The sequence below is a fragment of the Streptomyces sp. NPDC001914 genome (genome assembly GCF_042891215.1).
Taxonomy (GTDB): Bacteria; Actinomycetota; Actinomycetes; order Streptomycetales; family Streptomycetaceae; genus Streptomyces.
On the sequence record NZ_JBIASW010000001.1, the window covers coordinates 277,012 to 292,080 of the forward strand.

Annotated in this window: 14 protein-coding genes; 6 read left to right on the forward strand and 8 right to left on the reverse strand. The window is 66.8% G+C overall.

The window, feature by feature from the left end:
• Nucleotides 1-72: 72 nt before the first annotated feature.
• Nucleotides 73-1,371 (forward strand): hypothetical protein, encoded by a 1,299-nt coding sequence (locus tag ACFYYF_RS01320; protein WP_388771509.1) that lies wholly within the window; start codon nucleotides 73-75, stop codon nucleotides 1,369-1,371.
• A 58-nt stretch (nucleotides 1,372-1,429) separates the two neighbouring features.
• Here the strand turns inward: ACFYYF_RS01320 and ACFYYF_RS01325 are convergent, their stop codons facing one another.
• Nucleotides 1,430-1,750 carry an antibiotic biosynthesis monooxygenase family protein gene (locus tag ACFYYF_RS01325; protein ID WP_388770077.1) on the reverse strand — a complete coding sequence of 107 codons (321 nt, stop codon included), beginning with the start codon at nucleotides 1,748-1,750 and terminating at the stop codon, nucleotides 1,430-1,432.
• A gap of 51 nt (nucleotides 1,751-1,801) precedes the next feature.
• Between ACFYYF_RS01325 and ACFYYF_RS01330 the strand changes: the two genes are divergently transcribed.
• From ACFYYF_RS01330 to ACFYYF_RS01340, 3 genes are all read left to right on the forward strand, one after another.
• On the forward strand, nucleotides 1,802-3,433 hold the full coding sequence (locus tag ACFYYF_RS01330; protein ID WP_388770080.1) for a recombinase family protein: 1,632 nt from the start codon (nucleotides 1,802-1,804) through the stop codon (nucleotides 3,431-3,433).
• 602 nt (nucleotides 3,434-4,035) lie between these two features.
• Complete coding sequence (locus ACFYYF_RS01335) at nucleotides 4,036-4,224, forward strand: hypothetical protein (RefSeq protein ID WP_388770082.1); 189 nt, start codon at nucleotides 4,036-4,038, stop codon at nucleotides 4,222-4,224.
• Nucleotides 4,225-4,977: 753 nt separating this feature from the next.
• Complete coding sequence (locus ACFYYF_RS01340; protein ID WP_388770084.1) at nucleotides 4,978-5,727, forward strand: hypothetical protein; 750 nt, start codon at nucleotides 4,978-4,980, stop codon at nucleotides 5,725-5,727.
• Between the two features lie 418 nt (nucleotides 5,728-6,145).
• Here ACFYYF_RS01340 and ACFYYF_RS01345 read toward each other — a convergent pair whose 3' ends face one another.
• A complete protein-coding gene (locus ACFYYF_RS01345) occupies nucleotides 6,146-6,703 on the reverse strand; it encodes a hypothetical protein (protein ID WP_388770086.1) in 558 nt (185 codons plus the stop codon).
• Nucleotides 6,704-6,968: 265 nt separating this feature from the next.
• Between ACFYYF_RS01345 and ACFYYF_RS01350 the strand changes: the two genes are divergently transcribed.
• On the forward strand, nucleotides 6,969-7,442 hold the full coding sequence (locus ACFYYF_RS01350; RefSeq protein ID WP_388770089.1) for a transfer protein spdA: 474 nt from the start codon (nucleotides 6,969-6,971) through the stop codon (nucleotides 7,440-7,442).
• A 262-nt stretch (nucleotides 7,443-7,704) separates the two neighbouring features.
• On the opposite strand, the gene ACFYYF_RS01355 is transcribed toward ACFYYF_RS01350, so the two are convergent.
• The 5 genes from ACFYYF_RS01355 to ACFYYF_RS01375 form a co-directional block, all read right to left on the reverse strand.
• Nucleotides 7,705-8,556, reverse strand: coding sequence for a helix-turn-helix domain-containing protein (locus ACFYYF_RS01355; protein ID WP_388770091.1), 852 nt, complete (start codon nucleotides 8,554-8,556; stop codon nucleotides 7,705-7,707).
• Between the two features lie 21 nt (nucleotides 8,557-8,577).
• Nucleotides 8,578-9,093 (reverse strand): DUF6879 family protein, encoded by a 516-nt coding sequence (locus ACFYYF_RS01360; protein WP_388770093.1) that lies wholly within the window; start codon nucleotides 9,091-9,093, stop codon nucleotides 8,578-8,580.
• On the reverse strand, nucleotides 9,065-9,319 hold the full coding sequence (locus tag ACFYYF_RS01365; protein WP_388770096.1) for a hypothetical protein: 255 nt from the start codon (nucleotides 9,317-9,319) through the stop codon (nucleotides 9,065-9,067). Before ACFYYF_RS01365 ends, ACFYYF_RS01360 begins: the two co-directional genes overlap by 29 nt.
• A gap of 827 nt (nucleotides 9,320-10,146) precedes the next feature.
• Nucleotides 10,147-11,145 (reverse strand): type I glyceraldehyde-3-phosphate dehydrogenase, encoded by a 999-nt coding sequence (gene gap / locus ACFYYF_RS01370; protein ID WP_361684942.1) that lies wholly within the window; start codon nucleotides 11,143-11,145, stop codon nucleotides 10,147-10,149.
• Between the two features lie 215 nt (nucleotides 11,146-11,360).
• Nucleotides 11,361-12,317: a GlxA family transcriptional regulator gene (locus tag ACFYYF_RS01375; RefSeq protein WP_388770099.1), complete on the reverse strand. Its 957-nt coding sequence runs from the start codon at nucleotides 12,315-12,317 to the stop codon at nucleotides 11,361-11,363.
• A gap of 90 nt (nucleotides 12,318-12,407) precedes the next feature.
• Between ACFYYF_RS01375 and ACFYYF_RS01380 the strand changes: the two genes are divergently transcribed.
• Entirely contained in the window at nucleotides 12,408-13,580 is a 1,173-nt protein-coding gene (locus ACFYYF_RS01380) for an amidase domain-containing protein (RefSeq protein ID WP_388770101.1), read from the forward strand.
• Between the two features lie 70 nt (nucleotides 13,581-13,650).
• Here ACFYYF_RS01380 and ACFYYF_RS01385 read toward each other — a convergent pair whose 3' ends face one another.
• Nucleotides 13,651-15,057, reverse strand: a complete 1,407-nt coding sequence (locus ACFYYF_RS01385; RefSeq protein WP_388770103.1) for an FG-GAP-like repeat-containing protein — start codon at nucleotides 15,055-15,057, stop codon at nucleotides 13,651-13,653.
• Nucleotides 15,058-15,069: the final 12 nt, after the last annotated feature.

The following is a 15,069-nucleotide window of genomic DNA, read 5'->3' on the forward strand; positions in this document are numbered from 1 at the left end:
ACCACGTGGGCCCGCCGGGCCGACATCCCCCGGAACGCCGACCGTTGGCGCCCGACGACACCGCCGGAGGGCATGGACCCGGACCGCGCACACCCGGACGGCACGCCCTCGGAGGGCGGCCCCGCTCGGCGGGATCGACTGACCGGGGCCGCGAGGCGGCACGGGCCGGTCCTCGCCCTGTACGGCACGATGAAACTCGTCGGCTTCTGCGTCTTCATGTACCTGCTGGACTCCTCGGGCGACTTCCGCCGGAAGAACCCCCGCTTCGGGGGCGGCACCCACGTCTGGGACGTCCTGGCCACCTGGGACGGCTGGTGGTACCAGCAGATCGCCGCGCACGGCTACCACCCCGCCCTCGTACCGGTGCACGGCGCCACCGGCCTGATCACGCTGGAGGGCAACTCCGCCGCGTTCTTCCCGCTGTACCCCGCCCTGATGCGCCTGGTCTCCTCCTGCACCGGGCTCGGTCTGCTCGGCGCGGGCCTGGCGGTCTCCGTCGCCGCCTCGTTCGTGGCCGCACTGGGCATTCACGCCGTGACCGCCCGCGTCAGCGGCCGGCGCGCCGGACTGGCCGCCGCCGGGCTGTGGGCCGTGTGGCCCGGCTCCGGCGTGGAGTGGTCGGGCTACTCGGAATCCCTCTACGTCGCCCTCGCCGCCTGGACCTGCTACGCCGTGATGCGCCGGAACTGGCTCACCGCCGGTCTCCTGACCTGCTTCGCGGGCCTCACGCGGCCGACGGCCACCGCGCTGATCGCGGCGCTCGCCCTCGCCGCGCTCGTGGAGGTGGTCCGGCACCGGCGCGCGGTGCGCCGCTGGGAGGACCGTCCCGGTCCGGAGGGCGCGGGGAACCGGGGCGCGGTCCTGCGTCCGGTGGCGGCCGTGCTGATCGCCCCCGTCGGCCTGGTCGGCTACCTCGGCTGGGTGGGACACCGCATGGGCGACTACGGCGGGTACTTCACGCTCCAGGACAAGGCCTGGGCCCATTCGTTCGACTACGGCCGGCACACCGTGAAGGTGCTCTCGTCGCTGATGGTCGGCCACTACGACTACCTCTTCGCCTACCCCCACGAAGACGTCATCGCCGCCGGCACCGTCCTGCTGGCCCTGATCGCGCTGCCGCTGCTGTTCCGGCTGCGCCCGCCGCTCGTGCTGACCGTCAGCACCCTGCTGACCATGGCACTCGTCCTCGGCAGCCAGCAGATCTTCGGCAACGTGTCCCGCTACCTGCTCCCGGCGTTCCCGCTCCTCATCCCCTGCGCCACCGCCATGCGCCGGCTCAGCACACCGGTCCTGTGCGCGGTCCTCACCGTCGCGGCGCTCGCCTCGGGCTCCTACGCCGGGTACGTGCTCTTCGAGGTCGGGATTCCGTGACGGCACGTGCCCCGCACCCGGTCCTCGGTGCGGGGCACGTGCCGGTCGTGGCGCGGTGTCACGCGGTCTTGGGCGCCGCCTGCTGCACGACCTCGAACGACCAGACCGAGGATCCACTGGCGGCCGGCTTCGGACGGTCTCCGCCGCCCTGGTGGGCCGACTTCATCGGGCCCTCCATCCACGCCTGGAACGACTCCTCGTCACGCCAGCGCGTGTACACCAGGTAGTCGTCGGTGCCCTCGACGGGGCGCAGAAGCTCGAACCACTCGAAGCCGTCGGAGCTCTCCACGGCCCCGGCACGCGAGGCGAACCGCTTCTCGAGGGTTTCCCGCTGTTCGGCGGGGACGGTCAGGACGTTGATCTTTACCACACTAGGCACATGACACCTCTCAGCAAGCGGGGCCCCGGCTGGGCCCCTAGCCTTGACCACGTGCGCGCAGTCTCCTACATCAGACAGTCCAAGAGACGCGAAGACGACTCCGCGTCGTCCCCCGAAGCACAGCGGACCAAGTGCGAGGCACTGATCACGGCCAAGGGTTGGGACAACGCTGGTCACTTCGCTGACGTCGGCAAATCCGGCTGGGACCCAAAGGTTGTCCGGCCCGAGTTCGAGGAGATGATGGCCGCAGTTCGAGCCGGCCATGTCGATGCGGTGGTCGTGTTCTCGCTGTCTCGCCTGACGCGTCAGGGCGCCCTAGACGCCATGCTGATCAATCAGGAGCTTGCCAAGCATGGCGTGCTGCTTGTCAGCGTCGAGGAACAGTACCTGGACACGTCAACCCCGATGGGTGTCGCGATCTTCGGGCTGATCGCCGCGCTGGCCCAGCAGGAAAGCGATCTGAAGTCTGCGTACATCACGGCAACAAAAGAAACGCTCCGCGCCGCTGGCTCGCATGTCTCGGGAATGGCCCCGTACGGCTTCCAAGCGACCCGTGAGCCGCGCGGCGAGCTGGTCGTGGTGAAGCTGGTCCCAGACACCACTGAGGCTCCACACGTGCGTCAGATGGTCGAGTGGGCCATGACAGGTATGGCCGCATCCGCTATCGCCCGCAGGCTCAACACAGACCGCGTGCCGACCAAAGCGGCAGACATGACGGCACGAGTAACCGCTCGACGGGAGAGGGGCATAAGCGAGCCGCTGGAGCGAACAGCGTGGGTGTCGTCCACGGTGTTGCGTATCCTGCGTGACCCTCGCCTCGCTGGCTATGCCGCTGAGCGTCAGGGAACCAAGCGCGTCATCCTGCGCGATGATTCCGGCGCCCCGCTGGCAGCGCACAAGGGCATCATTCCCCCTGATGATTGGTGGCGCCTTCAGGAAGTTCTGGATGGCCGTGCGCCTCAAGTCGTAAAGCAGGGTGCCCGCTCGGTGCCGTCGCTGCTCGGTGGGACTGGGATGCTGTTCTGCGGCGTGTGCGGGTCATCCATGGTCACGGACAAGCGCGACGGCAAGCAGCTCTACAGGTGCAACCGTGCCATGTCCGGTGCCGTACCGGGGCACGGAGGATTGGCGATCAACATGGAAGCCGCAGATGCCGTGGTTACCCGCACCGTGTGGGGCCGTCTGACTGCTCTAGGTCCCAAGGAGCCTGAAGACCTGGAATGGCTCGCGGAGGCAGCGCGCCGGTTTGCTGCACAGGCCGATACGGGTGAACGACAGGCCGAACTAGCAGCGGCTCGGGCCGAGCTGGAGCACGTGCGGGAAGCGCTGCGCACCCTGTACGGCGACAGGCAGGCAGGACTGTACGCAGGAACGACCGGCACGGCCATGTTCGCTGAGTCCGTCGAGCGGCTCACTGCCCACGAGACCCGCGTGAATGGTCGCGTGACCGAGCTGGAGAGCGATGAGAGCGGGGCGATCACCATTCCCTCCGAGTGGACGGACCCTGAAGGTGATCCCATCGGGCCTGAGTCGACGTGGGGCAGTTGGGACCTGGAGGCCAGACGGGAGTTCCTGGCGTTCTTCGTTGACCGAATCACCATCGCTAAGGCCATCGGCCGGGGCAGGCATGCGAACACAGAGGATCGCGTGACGGTGCGCTGGGCGGAGGCACCACGGGGTTAGACCCTGAACGCCCTGTAGAGCACCGCGTGAGTGTCGAGTGGGCCTAGCGCCCCACTGAGTAACCCGCAGAAACGATGTAACGGGCCCTGCCTGATCTTGGCGGACTGACAGGGCCCGTCTCTCAACGGGAGAGGGACTAATCGTTTGACAAGAGCCGAACGCGTGGCGCAGTTCGAGACTCAGGCAGCAGAGTTTGAGGCTGCGATGCTGCGCCGTGAAGAGTGGGCACGGATCACGCGGACCCTGGAAGCCCTGTGTAGGGCACAGCAGGCAGGGAACCGGGTCCACGCTCATCACCCAGAAGATAGCCCGGTACGAAGCGCTACAGCAGTGCCTCATGGGCGCTCCTGAGGCGCTTGGACGGCTGGACTGAGGCATTCGCGTCCGTGTACCTGGTGCTCCACTCGCTAGTTACATCTCGTAGGGTGAACGCAGCAGCACGGGTAACCGACGACCTACATACAGGACACCAAGCCGTTGATAAGCGGCCCACAGACTCTCCCTCTCGCCCGTGGGATGCAAGAGACAGACCTCAGCCATTGCGGCTGGGGTCTTCTCTTTGCCCTGGAAGCAGGGGGACCCGACTCAGGGAGGCGGAACCCATGGACGAACTGACCAAGCGCGTGCGAGAGATCGGCGCGAGACGGCTACGACTCAAGGCTGATCTAGCCACGGCCGACAGCGAATTGCGTGACGTACTCCCGCTCGCTCGCGCGGGCATGACTCACGCGGAGATCCGTTCCGCTACGGGCCTTGACGTCGGCACCATCCGTATCTGGACGCGCGCTTAGCCGGCTCGACAGACAGCGCGGGACAGCGAGCGGGGCGAAAACTACATCAGGAATCCAACAGGCCATCAGTCAGACACCATCTGACCTGGCCTTTTTCTTCCTCTATGTAGTTATGTATTTTTCACACCCAGTTCGTATCTCTCTCTCCCGTAGCTAGCAGCAAAACCCGGATCGGGCCCCGAAAGTACACAACTACATCCGACAGCGAAGGAACCTCAGATGTCGCGACTACCCAGCTACGGCACCATGCATCAGCGACTAACCAAGCTCCACGGACCGGCTCGCCATCACGCCTGCGCATGGTGTGGTCGCACCGCTGATTCGTGGAGCTACGGGCATACCGACGCTGACGAGATTTTCGACGCTGATGAACGGCGTCTCTGGTCCACCGACCCCACTCATTACCAAGCCATGTGCACGCGCCATCACAGGCAGCTAGACCGCACTTTTCGCGAGAGCGGATACGACCGCTGCCTACTACGTGAGCGGATCGGCAGCCTGCGTGAGGCTGCTTGGTCCGCTGTCACTGATGAACAGCGCGCGCACGAGGAAACAGTGAGAGCGCCTGGCATACGCCTATGGCGCAGCCACCACAACCACTGAGAGGGCAGGTTTGCATGTCGCTGCTACTAGCCCAGCCGGGGCGCGTTCGGGTAATCCGCGCTGACCAGTGAAGTAACCATCATCCTCATGTGCGGGCCGGTCCCGCAGAACGGAACAGTTATGCCTACCACCATTCGCCCCGCTGACCTCATGGCCGAAGCCAACAATCTCAGTCCGGTTATCAGCGCGGCGCACAGCGTCGTAGTTGAGCAGTCCAGCGCGGGTATTGATATCGACGGTGCACCTGCCATCGTTACCGCTCTCATGGACGCAGCGCGCAACGCTCAGCGCACGCTCGCGGACGTCACTAAGTTCCCCGCCGGCCGTCGCGCTGAGGCGGACAAGATTCTCGGCGAGGCTGAGCGGAAGTACAGCGATTGGCGAAAGTCGATCGATCTCATTGAGACGGTCTATCTCGCCGATCTGTACGTGACTATCTTCACGCCTCCGACCGGCATTGACGCGCTGATTGCACGACAGGATGCGGAGCAGGTGCTACAGCGGGCGGATGTGTCGCTTGCGCAGGCCATTAAGGAAATGGTTTGCGCCGGTGGTCACGTGGCGCAGCTCGCCGCTTCCCCTTGGATCGAGCTTGTGGCCACGGGGCGCAAGGAGGACGCCAAGGGAATGCGCGCGATTGCTGAGGCGCAGTTCATCCAGGCTGCCTCCGCCGGAGGGTCTGAGGCGGCCAGCAAGTACCAGGCAGCCCCCACCGCGTACGCCAAGCTGCGGACCGCCATGGACAAGATTGCCTCCGAGTGCCTTGGTGTGAACCGTTCGGCATTCGCTGAGCGTGCCCTTTCCTGGGGCAGTGAGACTCCGGATAAGGACGCTGAGATCCGGGCGCTCAAGGCACAGCTTGCCCGCGCCAACCCGACTCCTGGTGTGGCCGCCCGCTAGCCCTCACAGCCCACAGGGGACCACCTACTCAACCCGGTAGGTGGCCCCCTCTCAGGCCACGGACGCAGACCATACGAGCGGGCTCGGTCCGCCTGGTCCATGCGGCCATGATCCATCGAACCTGCGAGCCGTGACGGCGCATCAGCCGCGTGAGACACAGCGTGCTCAGCCTGGTGGATGCAGCGACCGGACCTGACGCAATGACGTAGTGATCACGTCATGTCATCGCTGCGGCTCGCAGGTTCATCACGCATCGCGAGCGTCCGCGATGTCCGATTAAGACGGTAGGGGTGGGGATGCAACCCCTACCCCCTAGGGGACCTTGAACGCGGGGGAGGGCTATGGCACCTGCGCCCGGTTCAAAAACCTCGATCTCCGACCGGATCGCAGCATTCTCATTTACCGCCCAACCACACGCCTATCTTTTGCGGCTTCCGTCGTCATCCAGCGCTATCTGTGCCGCGTCCACAAAATTGACCAACAAAACGTCGAGCTGCCTTGAGACGTCGAGTAGATTTTTTCGGAATACACGTCTAGCGTACTGACTTTTCTCATCATCGTCCGCCAGACATTGTCGATAACCAGAGAACTCAAGTATCGCCAGATAACTAGCCCGCTCAATTTGGTATGCCATTTTGGCAATGCTAGTAGGTCCAGCGAGTGATACATCAACCCACTTGTCTTTGACTGCGAATGATGCCTCACGCAATCGGTTCTCAGTTTCCTCGTTGGCGTACTCGACAGGAGTTAGATCCGTATCGATGGCATAGACGGCAACTACGTCCCTCACAGTTGCAGCAACGGACATGAATTCCTTGTACGTATCGTGGCGGGGCTCTCGCCTTTCTCGCCTGTGCTCCGACCTAGCGGAAATACGGGCCCCTTCCCGCTGCGCCCAACCCGCCGCCAGCGCTGCGCCGATCGTCGCGAACGAACCCGCCAACGCCCCAAGCACTGCGGCCAATCCAGCATCCATGGCGCCATCCTTCGCAGTCAGGTCGTGACGGTCAAGGGCGCACGGCTAGCGGTCCGAGCGCAACCACATCCCGATTTTCGTAGGTGCTCTGACTCAGTGAGTCGGGGCACCCTTGCTATGCCCTGGAGCCCTATTGACTCCCCAGTCGGTCGCCAACTACGCCAGATATGCGGCCCTGTTGGCTTCGATGCTCATCAGCTTTGCGACACAGCAGCATCTTGCGGCGACGCACGGCGTCCCCGGGTGGCCGTCATACGCCGTGCCGGTGGCTGTCGACCTGTTCCTAGTCTGGGCCGTCCGGTCGCGCCGTGACGTCCTGTTCGCCGTGGCCGTGGCCGTGTCTGCGAACGTAGCGGGAGTGCTGACCGCCGGACCGCTTGGCCTTGTCGACACTTGGGTCTCGGCCGGACTGCACGCCGTATTCCCCGTAACCCTGTATCGGATGCACCAGCCAGCGTGCCCCCTGGTGACCGCCAAGCCGGCCGAACCACCGGCCGAGGAACCAGTGCCCGCTGAGACCATGCCGGGCACTGGCCTACGGCAAGACTTTGAGGCCAGCGCGCTGGACGCCCCGCAGGAAGAACCGGCCACCCCTCCGAGTGCCGAGGACGTCCGTAAGGTCATCGCTGAGCTTGAGGACCGGAACGGCCGGACAGTGACCGGGGGCATGCTCGCCCAGCATTACGGCGTTAGCAAACGGACCGGACGCCGGTATCTCGCCATGGCCGGTGATGCGTGAGAGACCTCCGCCATTACCTTTCGCTGTCCGCTGAGGCTCTGAGTGCACCCCTGTGGACGTTCCCGCCGCTCGACGTTCCGTTGGTCCAGCGCGCCCGCCGCCGCATGCTGGGCACCGATCCTGAGTTCGCGCCGTTCGTGCTGGCGGACGCCGAGGAACGCGTGACCGAACTTGCGGACACCGATTAATCCCATGACCGACCCCCGGACCCGCTGCCTGATTGGCGGCCGGTGCGGGGGTCTTTGGCATTTCTGACAGAGTGTCAGTCCTCAAGGAGAGCGGTGATTGCGGCCATGATGATTGACCGGGCGGCGCTACCGTACGCGGCCATTCCTTGCAGGTTCGTGAATGCCTTGAGATACAAACCGACTTCACTCGGTTCGGTCTCCCTGATCACCGCTGACAGCGTCTCGACGTGCACGCGCTGAGAGTCAAAGACAGTGAACGTTTCCAGCGGCCAAGCGGTCCGGGATGCAGAGAACGGGATCACACCGAGAGACACAGAAGGCAGCGCCATGACTGCAAGCAAGTGGCCCAACTGTGCCGCCATGACTTCAGTGTTGCCGATCAGGTACCGCAACACGGATTCTTCGATCAGCACTGCAAACCGGTGGTCTCCATCGCGGACGACGTGTGATCGGTTCATTCGTGCTGTCACAGCGTCCGCAACGTCGTCGGGGGTGCCCCGAAACCGCGCAATGGACGTCAGCAGCGCCGTAGCGTATCCGGGCGTCTGGAAGAACCCGGGAACGACATTCGAGCAGTACACGTGAAACTGGCGTGTCTGTTCATACAGCGGTACGCCGGACTCCTGTAGCCGGCGCAGGCCCGTGCGCTGTAGGCGCTTCCACTGAACGAACATGGAATCTGCCTGACGGTTCGCCGCAACCAGATCTTCGGACTGTTCCGGACGTCCGCAGGCTGCACACCAGGCGCGAATATCGGCGTCACTGGGGGGTGTCTTGGCGTGCTCGATGCGGGATGATTTTGACTCGCTCCAGCCACACCGGACAGCCAACACGCGCGCTGTAATGTCAGCGTCTAGCCGCAGCTCTCTCAGTCGCGCGGCTATGGCTTCCCTTGCCTCTTGGGCGCGGGATGAGGGGGACGACATGTGTTGGCTGCCCGGTGTGTTCTAGATCCTGTACTCACTGTGCGGAGTGGCGCGCTGCCAGATTTCCTCAAACGCTGTTCCATACGATTTCAGCGTCTCAGGGTTCGTGATGAGTTCATCGCATATGTGACTGCCGTCCCCCGCAAAGTGATGGATGCGGAGTAGGGCGTCGTCGAACAGCCAGAAGTCATGCGCTGGCACGAGTAGGCCCGTCGCATCCTGGCGCGGTAGCCAGCGGACGTCTTCACCCGCAATGATGTTCGCCTGTGTCGCGTAGTGCTCCCAGCGGATGTACTCACTGGCAGGCTCCGAGACGATACGGGCACGGCGAATACTCACGCCGTGTTCTGCAGCGTCCGCGATGGCCTGATGGAATGGATGCCACCAGGATTCCCGGTCCTCCCACTCGACGCGCTCGCCCCGCTGCCATGCCTCTAGTCGGGGGTTGGTTCCGTAGTCGTCCCGCATCTCTAGATGCACAGCGGACGCGCGGGTGTTGGCCAGTAGCTCAGCGAACGGCGGAACGCTCGACTGCATCGCACGCTTCCCTGATCAGCGGCACCAGTCGCGCCGGAATCCTGATGACCTCTTCGCTGTCAGGGATCGGGCCCTTAGCGGGGGTGTTCGCCTCGCAGGCTGCCCGTAGATCAGGACTTGCCTTCCACCCTTGGATCACTAGCTCACCTGACTGTTCGTCAGCCCAGACAGTGGGGCAGTGTTCTAGGTCCGTGTCTGGGTCGATACCAACGAACCGTAACGTCATGCCAGCCTCCGTTAGCTGCGGCTTGCTCGGACTTGCACAGCAATCTTTCCGCTGTTCTACCCAGCGTCAAGAGCACCTACGGATTCAAGTGCTGTGCAAGTTGATGCAAGTTCCTGGAGTCGGGCGCCGCCTTGGCCGTTGACTGCTGACTGATGCGGAAACCGATTCAGGGGGCAGGCGTGACAGAGCCACAGCGATCCCAGACAGCGCCGTTCGTGTTGCCCCTGATGCTGGTCCCAGAACCGGAACCCTCAGCCGGCTGCGACGTGTGCCTAGCCCTGGACTCACAGCGGACGGAAGCGCGAACGCGCGGTGACCTGTCCCGCGTAAGTGACATCAACGTGGAGATCCGCAGGCATGCCCACGGGGTGGGTTCGTGACCCGCGCCGTCCTGCGGTACGTCCAGCACACAATCCGGCACGTGCCTGAGGGTGGCTGGATTTATGAAGCGTTCTGCGTTACGTCGAACTGCGCCGAGGATTCCGGCCCGCAGGACACGCAGGAAGCCGCACAGGATTGGTGTTTGAGGCATACGGGGCGCAACCCCACTCATGATCTGTTCCGCCGTGCCGTGACCGACCATGCCCGCGTAACGCGCGACGAGTAGGCCCCGGCAGGCATACAACTGCGGGTTCGGGGGGCTCAGCACTGTGGCTGGTCGGGATGCCGCGCCACCCACGAACCCCCAGGTAGTGTCATGTGCTTGCCTTGACTCATTCATTGATCTTGACTACGCTCATGCCCCCATCCTGCCGCACCGCGGACGGCGCACGGCTCAGGGGCCGCCCGATGCCCTGCCCGGACGGCCCCCTCGCGGCGGTGCCGGCTCAGCCGGCGGTGAGGAGCTGGAGCGTGTCGATGACGCGGTTGGAGAAGCCCCACTCGTTGTCGTACCAGGCGACCACCTTGATGTGGCGGCCGTCGACGCGGGTGAGGGCCGAGTCGAAGATCGACGAGGCCGGGTTGCCCGTGATGTCGGACGAGACGAGCGCGTCCTCCGAGTACTCGAGGACGCCGGCGAGCGGCCCCTCGGCGGCGGCGCGGTAGGCCGCGAGGACCTCGTCGCGGGTCACGTCGCGGGCCACGGTGGTGTTGAGCTCGACGATCGAGCCCACCGGCACCGGCACCCGGATCGAGTCGCCCGACAGCTTGCCGTCGAGGTTCGGCAGCACCAGACCGATCGCCTTGGCGGCACCGGTCGTGGTCGGCACGATGTTGACGGCGGCGGCACGGGCCCGCCGGGGGTCACGGTGCGGGCCGTCCTGGAGGTTCTGCTCCTGGGTATAGGCGTGCACCGTCGTCATGAAGCCGTGCTCGATGCCCGCGAGGTCGTCCAGCACCGCGGCCAGCGGGGCGAGCGCGTTGGTCGTGCACGAGGCGTTCGAGACGATCGTGTGCAGGGCCGGGTCGTAGGCGTCGGTGTTGACACCGAACGCGAGCGTCACGTCGGCGCCGTCCGCGGGCGCGCTCACGAGCACCTTCCGCGCACCGGCGTCGAGGTGCGCACCGGCCGCCTTGGCCGAGGTGAAGCGGCCGGTGGCCTCCAGTACGACGTCCACGGAGAGCTCGGCCCAGGGCAGCTGCCCGGGCTCGCGCTCGGCGAGCACCTTGATGCGCCTGCCGTCCACGACGAGGGTGTCCCCGTCGACGGTCACGGGGCGGCCGAGCCGGCCGGACGTCGAGTCGTAGGCGAGCAGCCGCGCGAGGGCGGCGGGCTCGGTCAGATCGTTCACGGCGACGACTTCGAGGTCGGTGTCGCGTTCCAGCAGGGCGCGCAGCACGTTGCGTCCGATGCGGCCAAATCCGTTGATGGCGATGCGAGTCATGTGTGGTGTCCCTTCGGCTCCCTCCAAGAGTCGCGCGCGGCGCCGGGCGGTGACAGCGGCGGGATCGCCATGGTCCGCAAGGATCGCGCCAGCCGCCGCTCCGGACACTCCGTGACGGTCCGCGCACTCTGGGTCGCCTGCGGACGGCGCGTGCGGGGTCGCCGCGGACGGCGCGTGCGAGTGGCGGCGGATCGCGCGTGCAGGGTGGCGGCGGGCTACTCGCCCTGGGTGAAGGTGCGCCGGTATTCGCTCGGGGAGGTGCCGAGGATCCGGTGGAAGTGGAGCCGCAGATTGGCTCCGGTGCCGAGTCCGACGCCCGCGGCGATCTGCTCGACGCTCCACTGCGACCGTTCCAGGAGTTCGCGGGCCATGTCGATGCGGGCGCGCATGACCCATTGCATCGGGGTGTATCCGGTGTCCTCCGCGAAGCGCCGCGAGAAGGTGCGCGGCGAGACGGCCGCGTGCTGGGCGAGGGTTTCCAGGGAGAGCGGTTCGCCGAGCCGGTGCAGTGCCCATTCGCGGGTGGCGGCGAACCGTTCGCCCAGCGGTTCGGGGACGCTGCGCGGGACGTACTGCGCCTGGCCGCCGCTGCGGTAGGGGGCCGCGACCAGCCGGCGGGCCGCGTGGTTGGAGGCGGCCACGCCGAGGTCGCCGCGCAGGATGTGGAGGCACAGGTCGATCCCGGAGGCGGCGCCGGCCGACGTGAGCACGCTTCCCTCGTCGACGAACAGGACGTTCTCGTCGACGTTGATGAGCGGGTGTTTCGCCGCGAGCGCCCGGGTGTAGTGCCAGTGCGTCGTGGCCCGCCTGCCGTCGAGCAGCCCCGTTGCGGCGAGCGCGAACGCGCCCGTCGAGATGGCCGCGAGGCGCGCGCCCCGCGCATGGGCTTCGATCAGCGCGTCGACGACGGCGGGCGGCGGGTCCTCGCGGTCCGGTGACCGGTAGCCGGGGACGAAGACGAGTTCGGCCCAGGCGAGTTGTTCGAGGCCGTGGGCGACGTGGTACGACAGGCCGTCGCCGCCGGTGACGAGGCCGGGCTCCGCGCCGCACACCCGGACCTCGTACGGCATGCTCGCCCGGGTCGTGAACACCTGTGCGGCGATACCGACATCGAGGGGTTTGGCGCCTTCGAGCACGAGAACGGCGACGCGGTGCAGGGGAGATGCCGACACGGTGAAGAGCGTAACCCCCTTCACAGGAGGCACACACGTCGTGCGAGGATGCGGCTCCGGTAGCGATTACCGGTGTAGAGGGGAACCCCATTGAAATCAAGGAAACTGAGCCGTAAGCGGCAACGCGCAACCATAGTCACCGCGGCGGCCGCATCGGTCGTCGCCGGCGCAGCCCTGCTGCCCAACTGGTCCGCGGGCGCGGCGGGTGTCAACGCCGACCCTACGGTGGACGCCGCCACCAAGGCGACCTTCCAGCGGCTGGCGGACGCGGTCTTCACCGACCGCACCGACGCCCTGGTGGGCGACGACGGAACGAAGCAGAAGACGTCGCGGTTCTCCGGCGACGTCCGCCTGTCCTCGTCCCAGTCGCGTGCCGAGAAGTCCGCGCTGTCGAAGCTGGAGAGCCGCAAGGCCCGTCTGGCGGAGCTCGGCGAGAAGTACCGTTCGGCCAACACCACGGTGTCGCTGGACCGTACGCGGGTGAAGGGCCGTAGCGCCACCGTCGACGTCACCGAGACGACGACGCTGGCCTACGACAAGGCGACGGGCACCGAGCCGAAGACCACGGGCTTCGAGGCGCACCACACGCTGACCTTCAAGGCCGACCGCAACGGCGACTGGCAGCTCACGGGCGTCCAGGACACGGACGACGGGGTCGCGGTCAACCAGGTCGAGGCCACGACGTTCGTCGCCACGCCGATGACCGGTGACACCGCGCCGCCCTCGGCGACCCGTGCCGCCATCACGAGGCCGGCGCCCGCCAATCCGAAGAACTTCTCGGCGACCGGCTACGACTACAAGGCGATGGCCGCGTACGCCGCGAAGTACTGGAAGAACTACAACCCCGACTACCCGAACTTCAACGGGGAGGGCGCCGGCGGAGACTGCACGAACTTCGTCAGCCAGGCCCTGAAGGCGGGTGGCTGGAAGCACGTTCCCGGTTACGTGAACGACTTCCACAAGTGGTTCGGCAACGCCGACATCCAGTCGGACTCGTTCGTCGGTGTGAACGAGTTCTCGTGGTTCGCCCTGTCCTCGAAGCGGACGACGAACCTCGCGAACGTCTATCAGGCCGACGTCGGTGACGTCGTCCAGATGGACTTCAACAAGGACGGGTCCAAGGACCACACGATGATCGTCACGTACCGCAGCCCGCAGGGTGTGCCGTACCTGTCGTACCACTCGACCAACACCTACAACCGGTCGTTGGCGAGCATCATCGCGTCGTACCCGAACGCCGCGTACTACGCCTACCGCACCTGAGCGGTCGCGTTCCCGGGGGCGGGAGTCCGGCATTTTGTGCCGGGCTCCCGCCCTTCGCCGTGTGCGGGGCTCAGCGCTGGACGGCGGCCCCCAGTTGCGCGCCGCTCTCGGGCGCGGCGAGCGTGTGGGGTCCGTAGCTCACCGAGCCGGTCGCCGTGACGCCGGAAGCGGTGCCCGGGAAGACCCAGACGCTCCCGGAACCGCTGTTCTCCTTGGGCGCCGACACGACGACGTACGTGCCGACGACGGCGGTGCGTCCGCCGAACGCGTCGCCGTTCTCGGCGGTGCCGGGCACCCCGGCCGTGTTCTGGCTGACGACCTGGACCGCGCCGCCCGACAGGCCCGCCGGGCCGCCGCGCAGGACGGCGAAGGTGCCGGCGTCGGTGCGTCCGGCGTGGTCCTCGCCGGGCACTCCGGCGACGACGTCGGCGTACCCGTCGCCGGTGACGTCGCCGACGGAGACGTCGGTGCCGAAGCGGTCGCCGCTCTCGCCGGTGCCGGGAACGCCCGCGGTGTCCTGGCCGATCAGGGTCGCCCGGGCCGCGAATCCGCCGGCCGTGCCGCGCACCACGCCCACGAGCCCGCCGCCCGGGGCGGTGCCGCGGCCGAAGACGACGTCCAGGCGGCCGTCGTGGTCGACGTCCCCGAGGGCGATGCTGTCCGCGGACGCGGTGTCGGCGGCGGTGGCTATGAACGGGCCCGCCACGAGACCGTCCTCGGTGCCGCGCAGGAGTCGCAGGCGGGGCGGCGCGACCGTGCCGCCGTCCGAGTCCCACGAGCCGCTGCTGACGACGAGGTCGGTCCTGCCGTCGCCGTCGACGTCGCCCGCCGCCATCGCGTAGACGCGCACGTCGGTGTCGACGAGCGGGCCGGTGCGGGCCGGGACTCCGGCGCGGCTGATGGGTCCGTACCGTGTCTCGTACGCCGTCGCGAGGTCCAGGTGGCCGTCCCCGTCGAAGTCGCCGGCCCGGGTCGCCGCCCTGCCCTCGCCCACGACGGCGGCGTCGATGAGTCCGCCCACACTCCCCCACAGCACGGTCCGCCGTCCGACGTCACGGGCGCTGCCGACGTCCTCGCCGGGAGATCCGACGACGAGGTCGGTGTAACCGTCACCGTCGAGGTCCGCCGCGGTCAGGTCGCTGCCGAAGCGGTCGCCGGTCTCCGCCGTGCCGGGGATTCCGTAGCGGTTCTGGCTGATGACCTGGCGCTTGACGCCGTCGGGGCCCTGGCCCATGCCGTAGACGACGGTGAAGTATCCCGCCCCGACGTGGCCGTTGACGGTGCCTCCCGGGGCGCCGATCGCCACGTCGGGGTATCCGTCACCGTCGAAGTCGGCCCGCACCGACCCCGGTACGGCGGCGGTGGGGGCGCCCGAGGAGGCGTTCGCCGGGGAGGCCACGACCGGGGCGGCGCCCGTGGCGGACAGGACGACGGCGGCCGCTGCGGCCACCGGCAGGCGGAGCTTTCGCGAGGACAAGGCAAACCCCTT

Bases quoted from the DNA above. Each gene is read 5' to 3' on its own strand.
- ACFYYF_RS01320 (WP_388771509.1), top strand. From the start codon at position 73: ATGGACCCGGACCGCGCACACCCGGACGGCACGCCCTCGGAGGGCGGC.
- ACFYYF_RS01335 (WP_388770082.1), top strand. From the start codon at position 4,036: ATGGACGAACTGACCAAGCGCGTGCGAGAGATCGGCGCGAGACGGCTA.
- ACFYYF_RS01340 (WP_388770084.1), top strand. From the start codon at position 4,978: ATGGCCGAAGCCAACAATCTCAGTCCGGTTATCAGCGCGGCGCACAGC.
- ACFYYF_RS01345 (WP_388770086.1), bottom strand. From the start codon at position 6,703: ATGGATGCTGGATTGGCCGCAGTGCTTGGGGCGTTGGCGGGTTCGTTC.
- ACFYYF_RS01355 (WP_388770091.1), bottom strand. From the start codon at position 8,556: ATGTCGTCCCCCTCATCCCGCGCCCAAGAGGCAAGGGAAGCCATAGCC.
- ACFYYF_RS01360 (WP_388770093.1), bottom strand. From the start codon at position 9,093: ATGCAGTCGAGCGTTCCGCCGTTCGCTGAGCTACTGGCCAACACCCGC.
- ACFYYF_RS01365 (WP_388770096.1), bottom strand. From the start codon at position 9,319: ATGACGTTACGGTTCGTTGGTATCGACCCAGACACGGACCTAGAACAC.
- gap (WP_361684942.1), bottom strand. From the start codon at position 11,145: ATGACTCGCATCGCCATCAACGGATTTGGCCGCATCGGACGCAACGTG.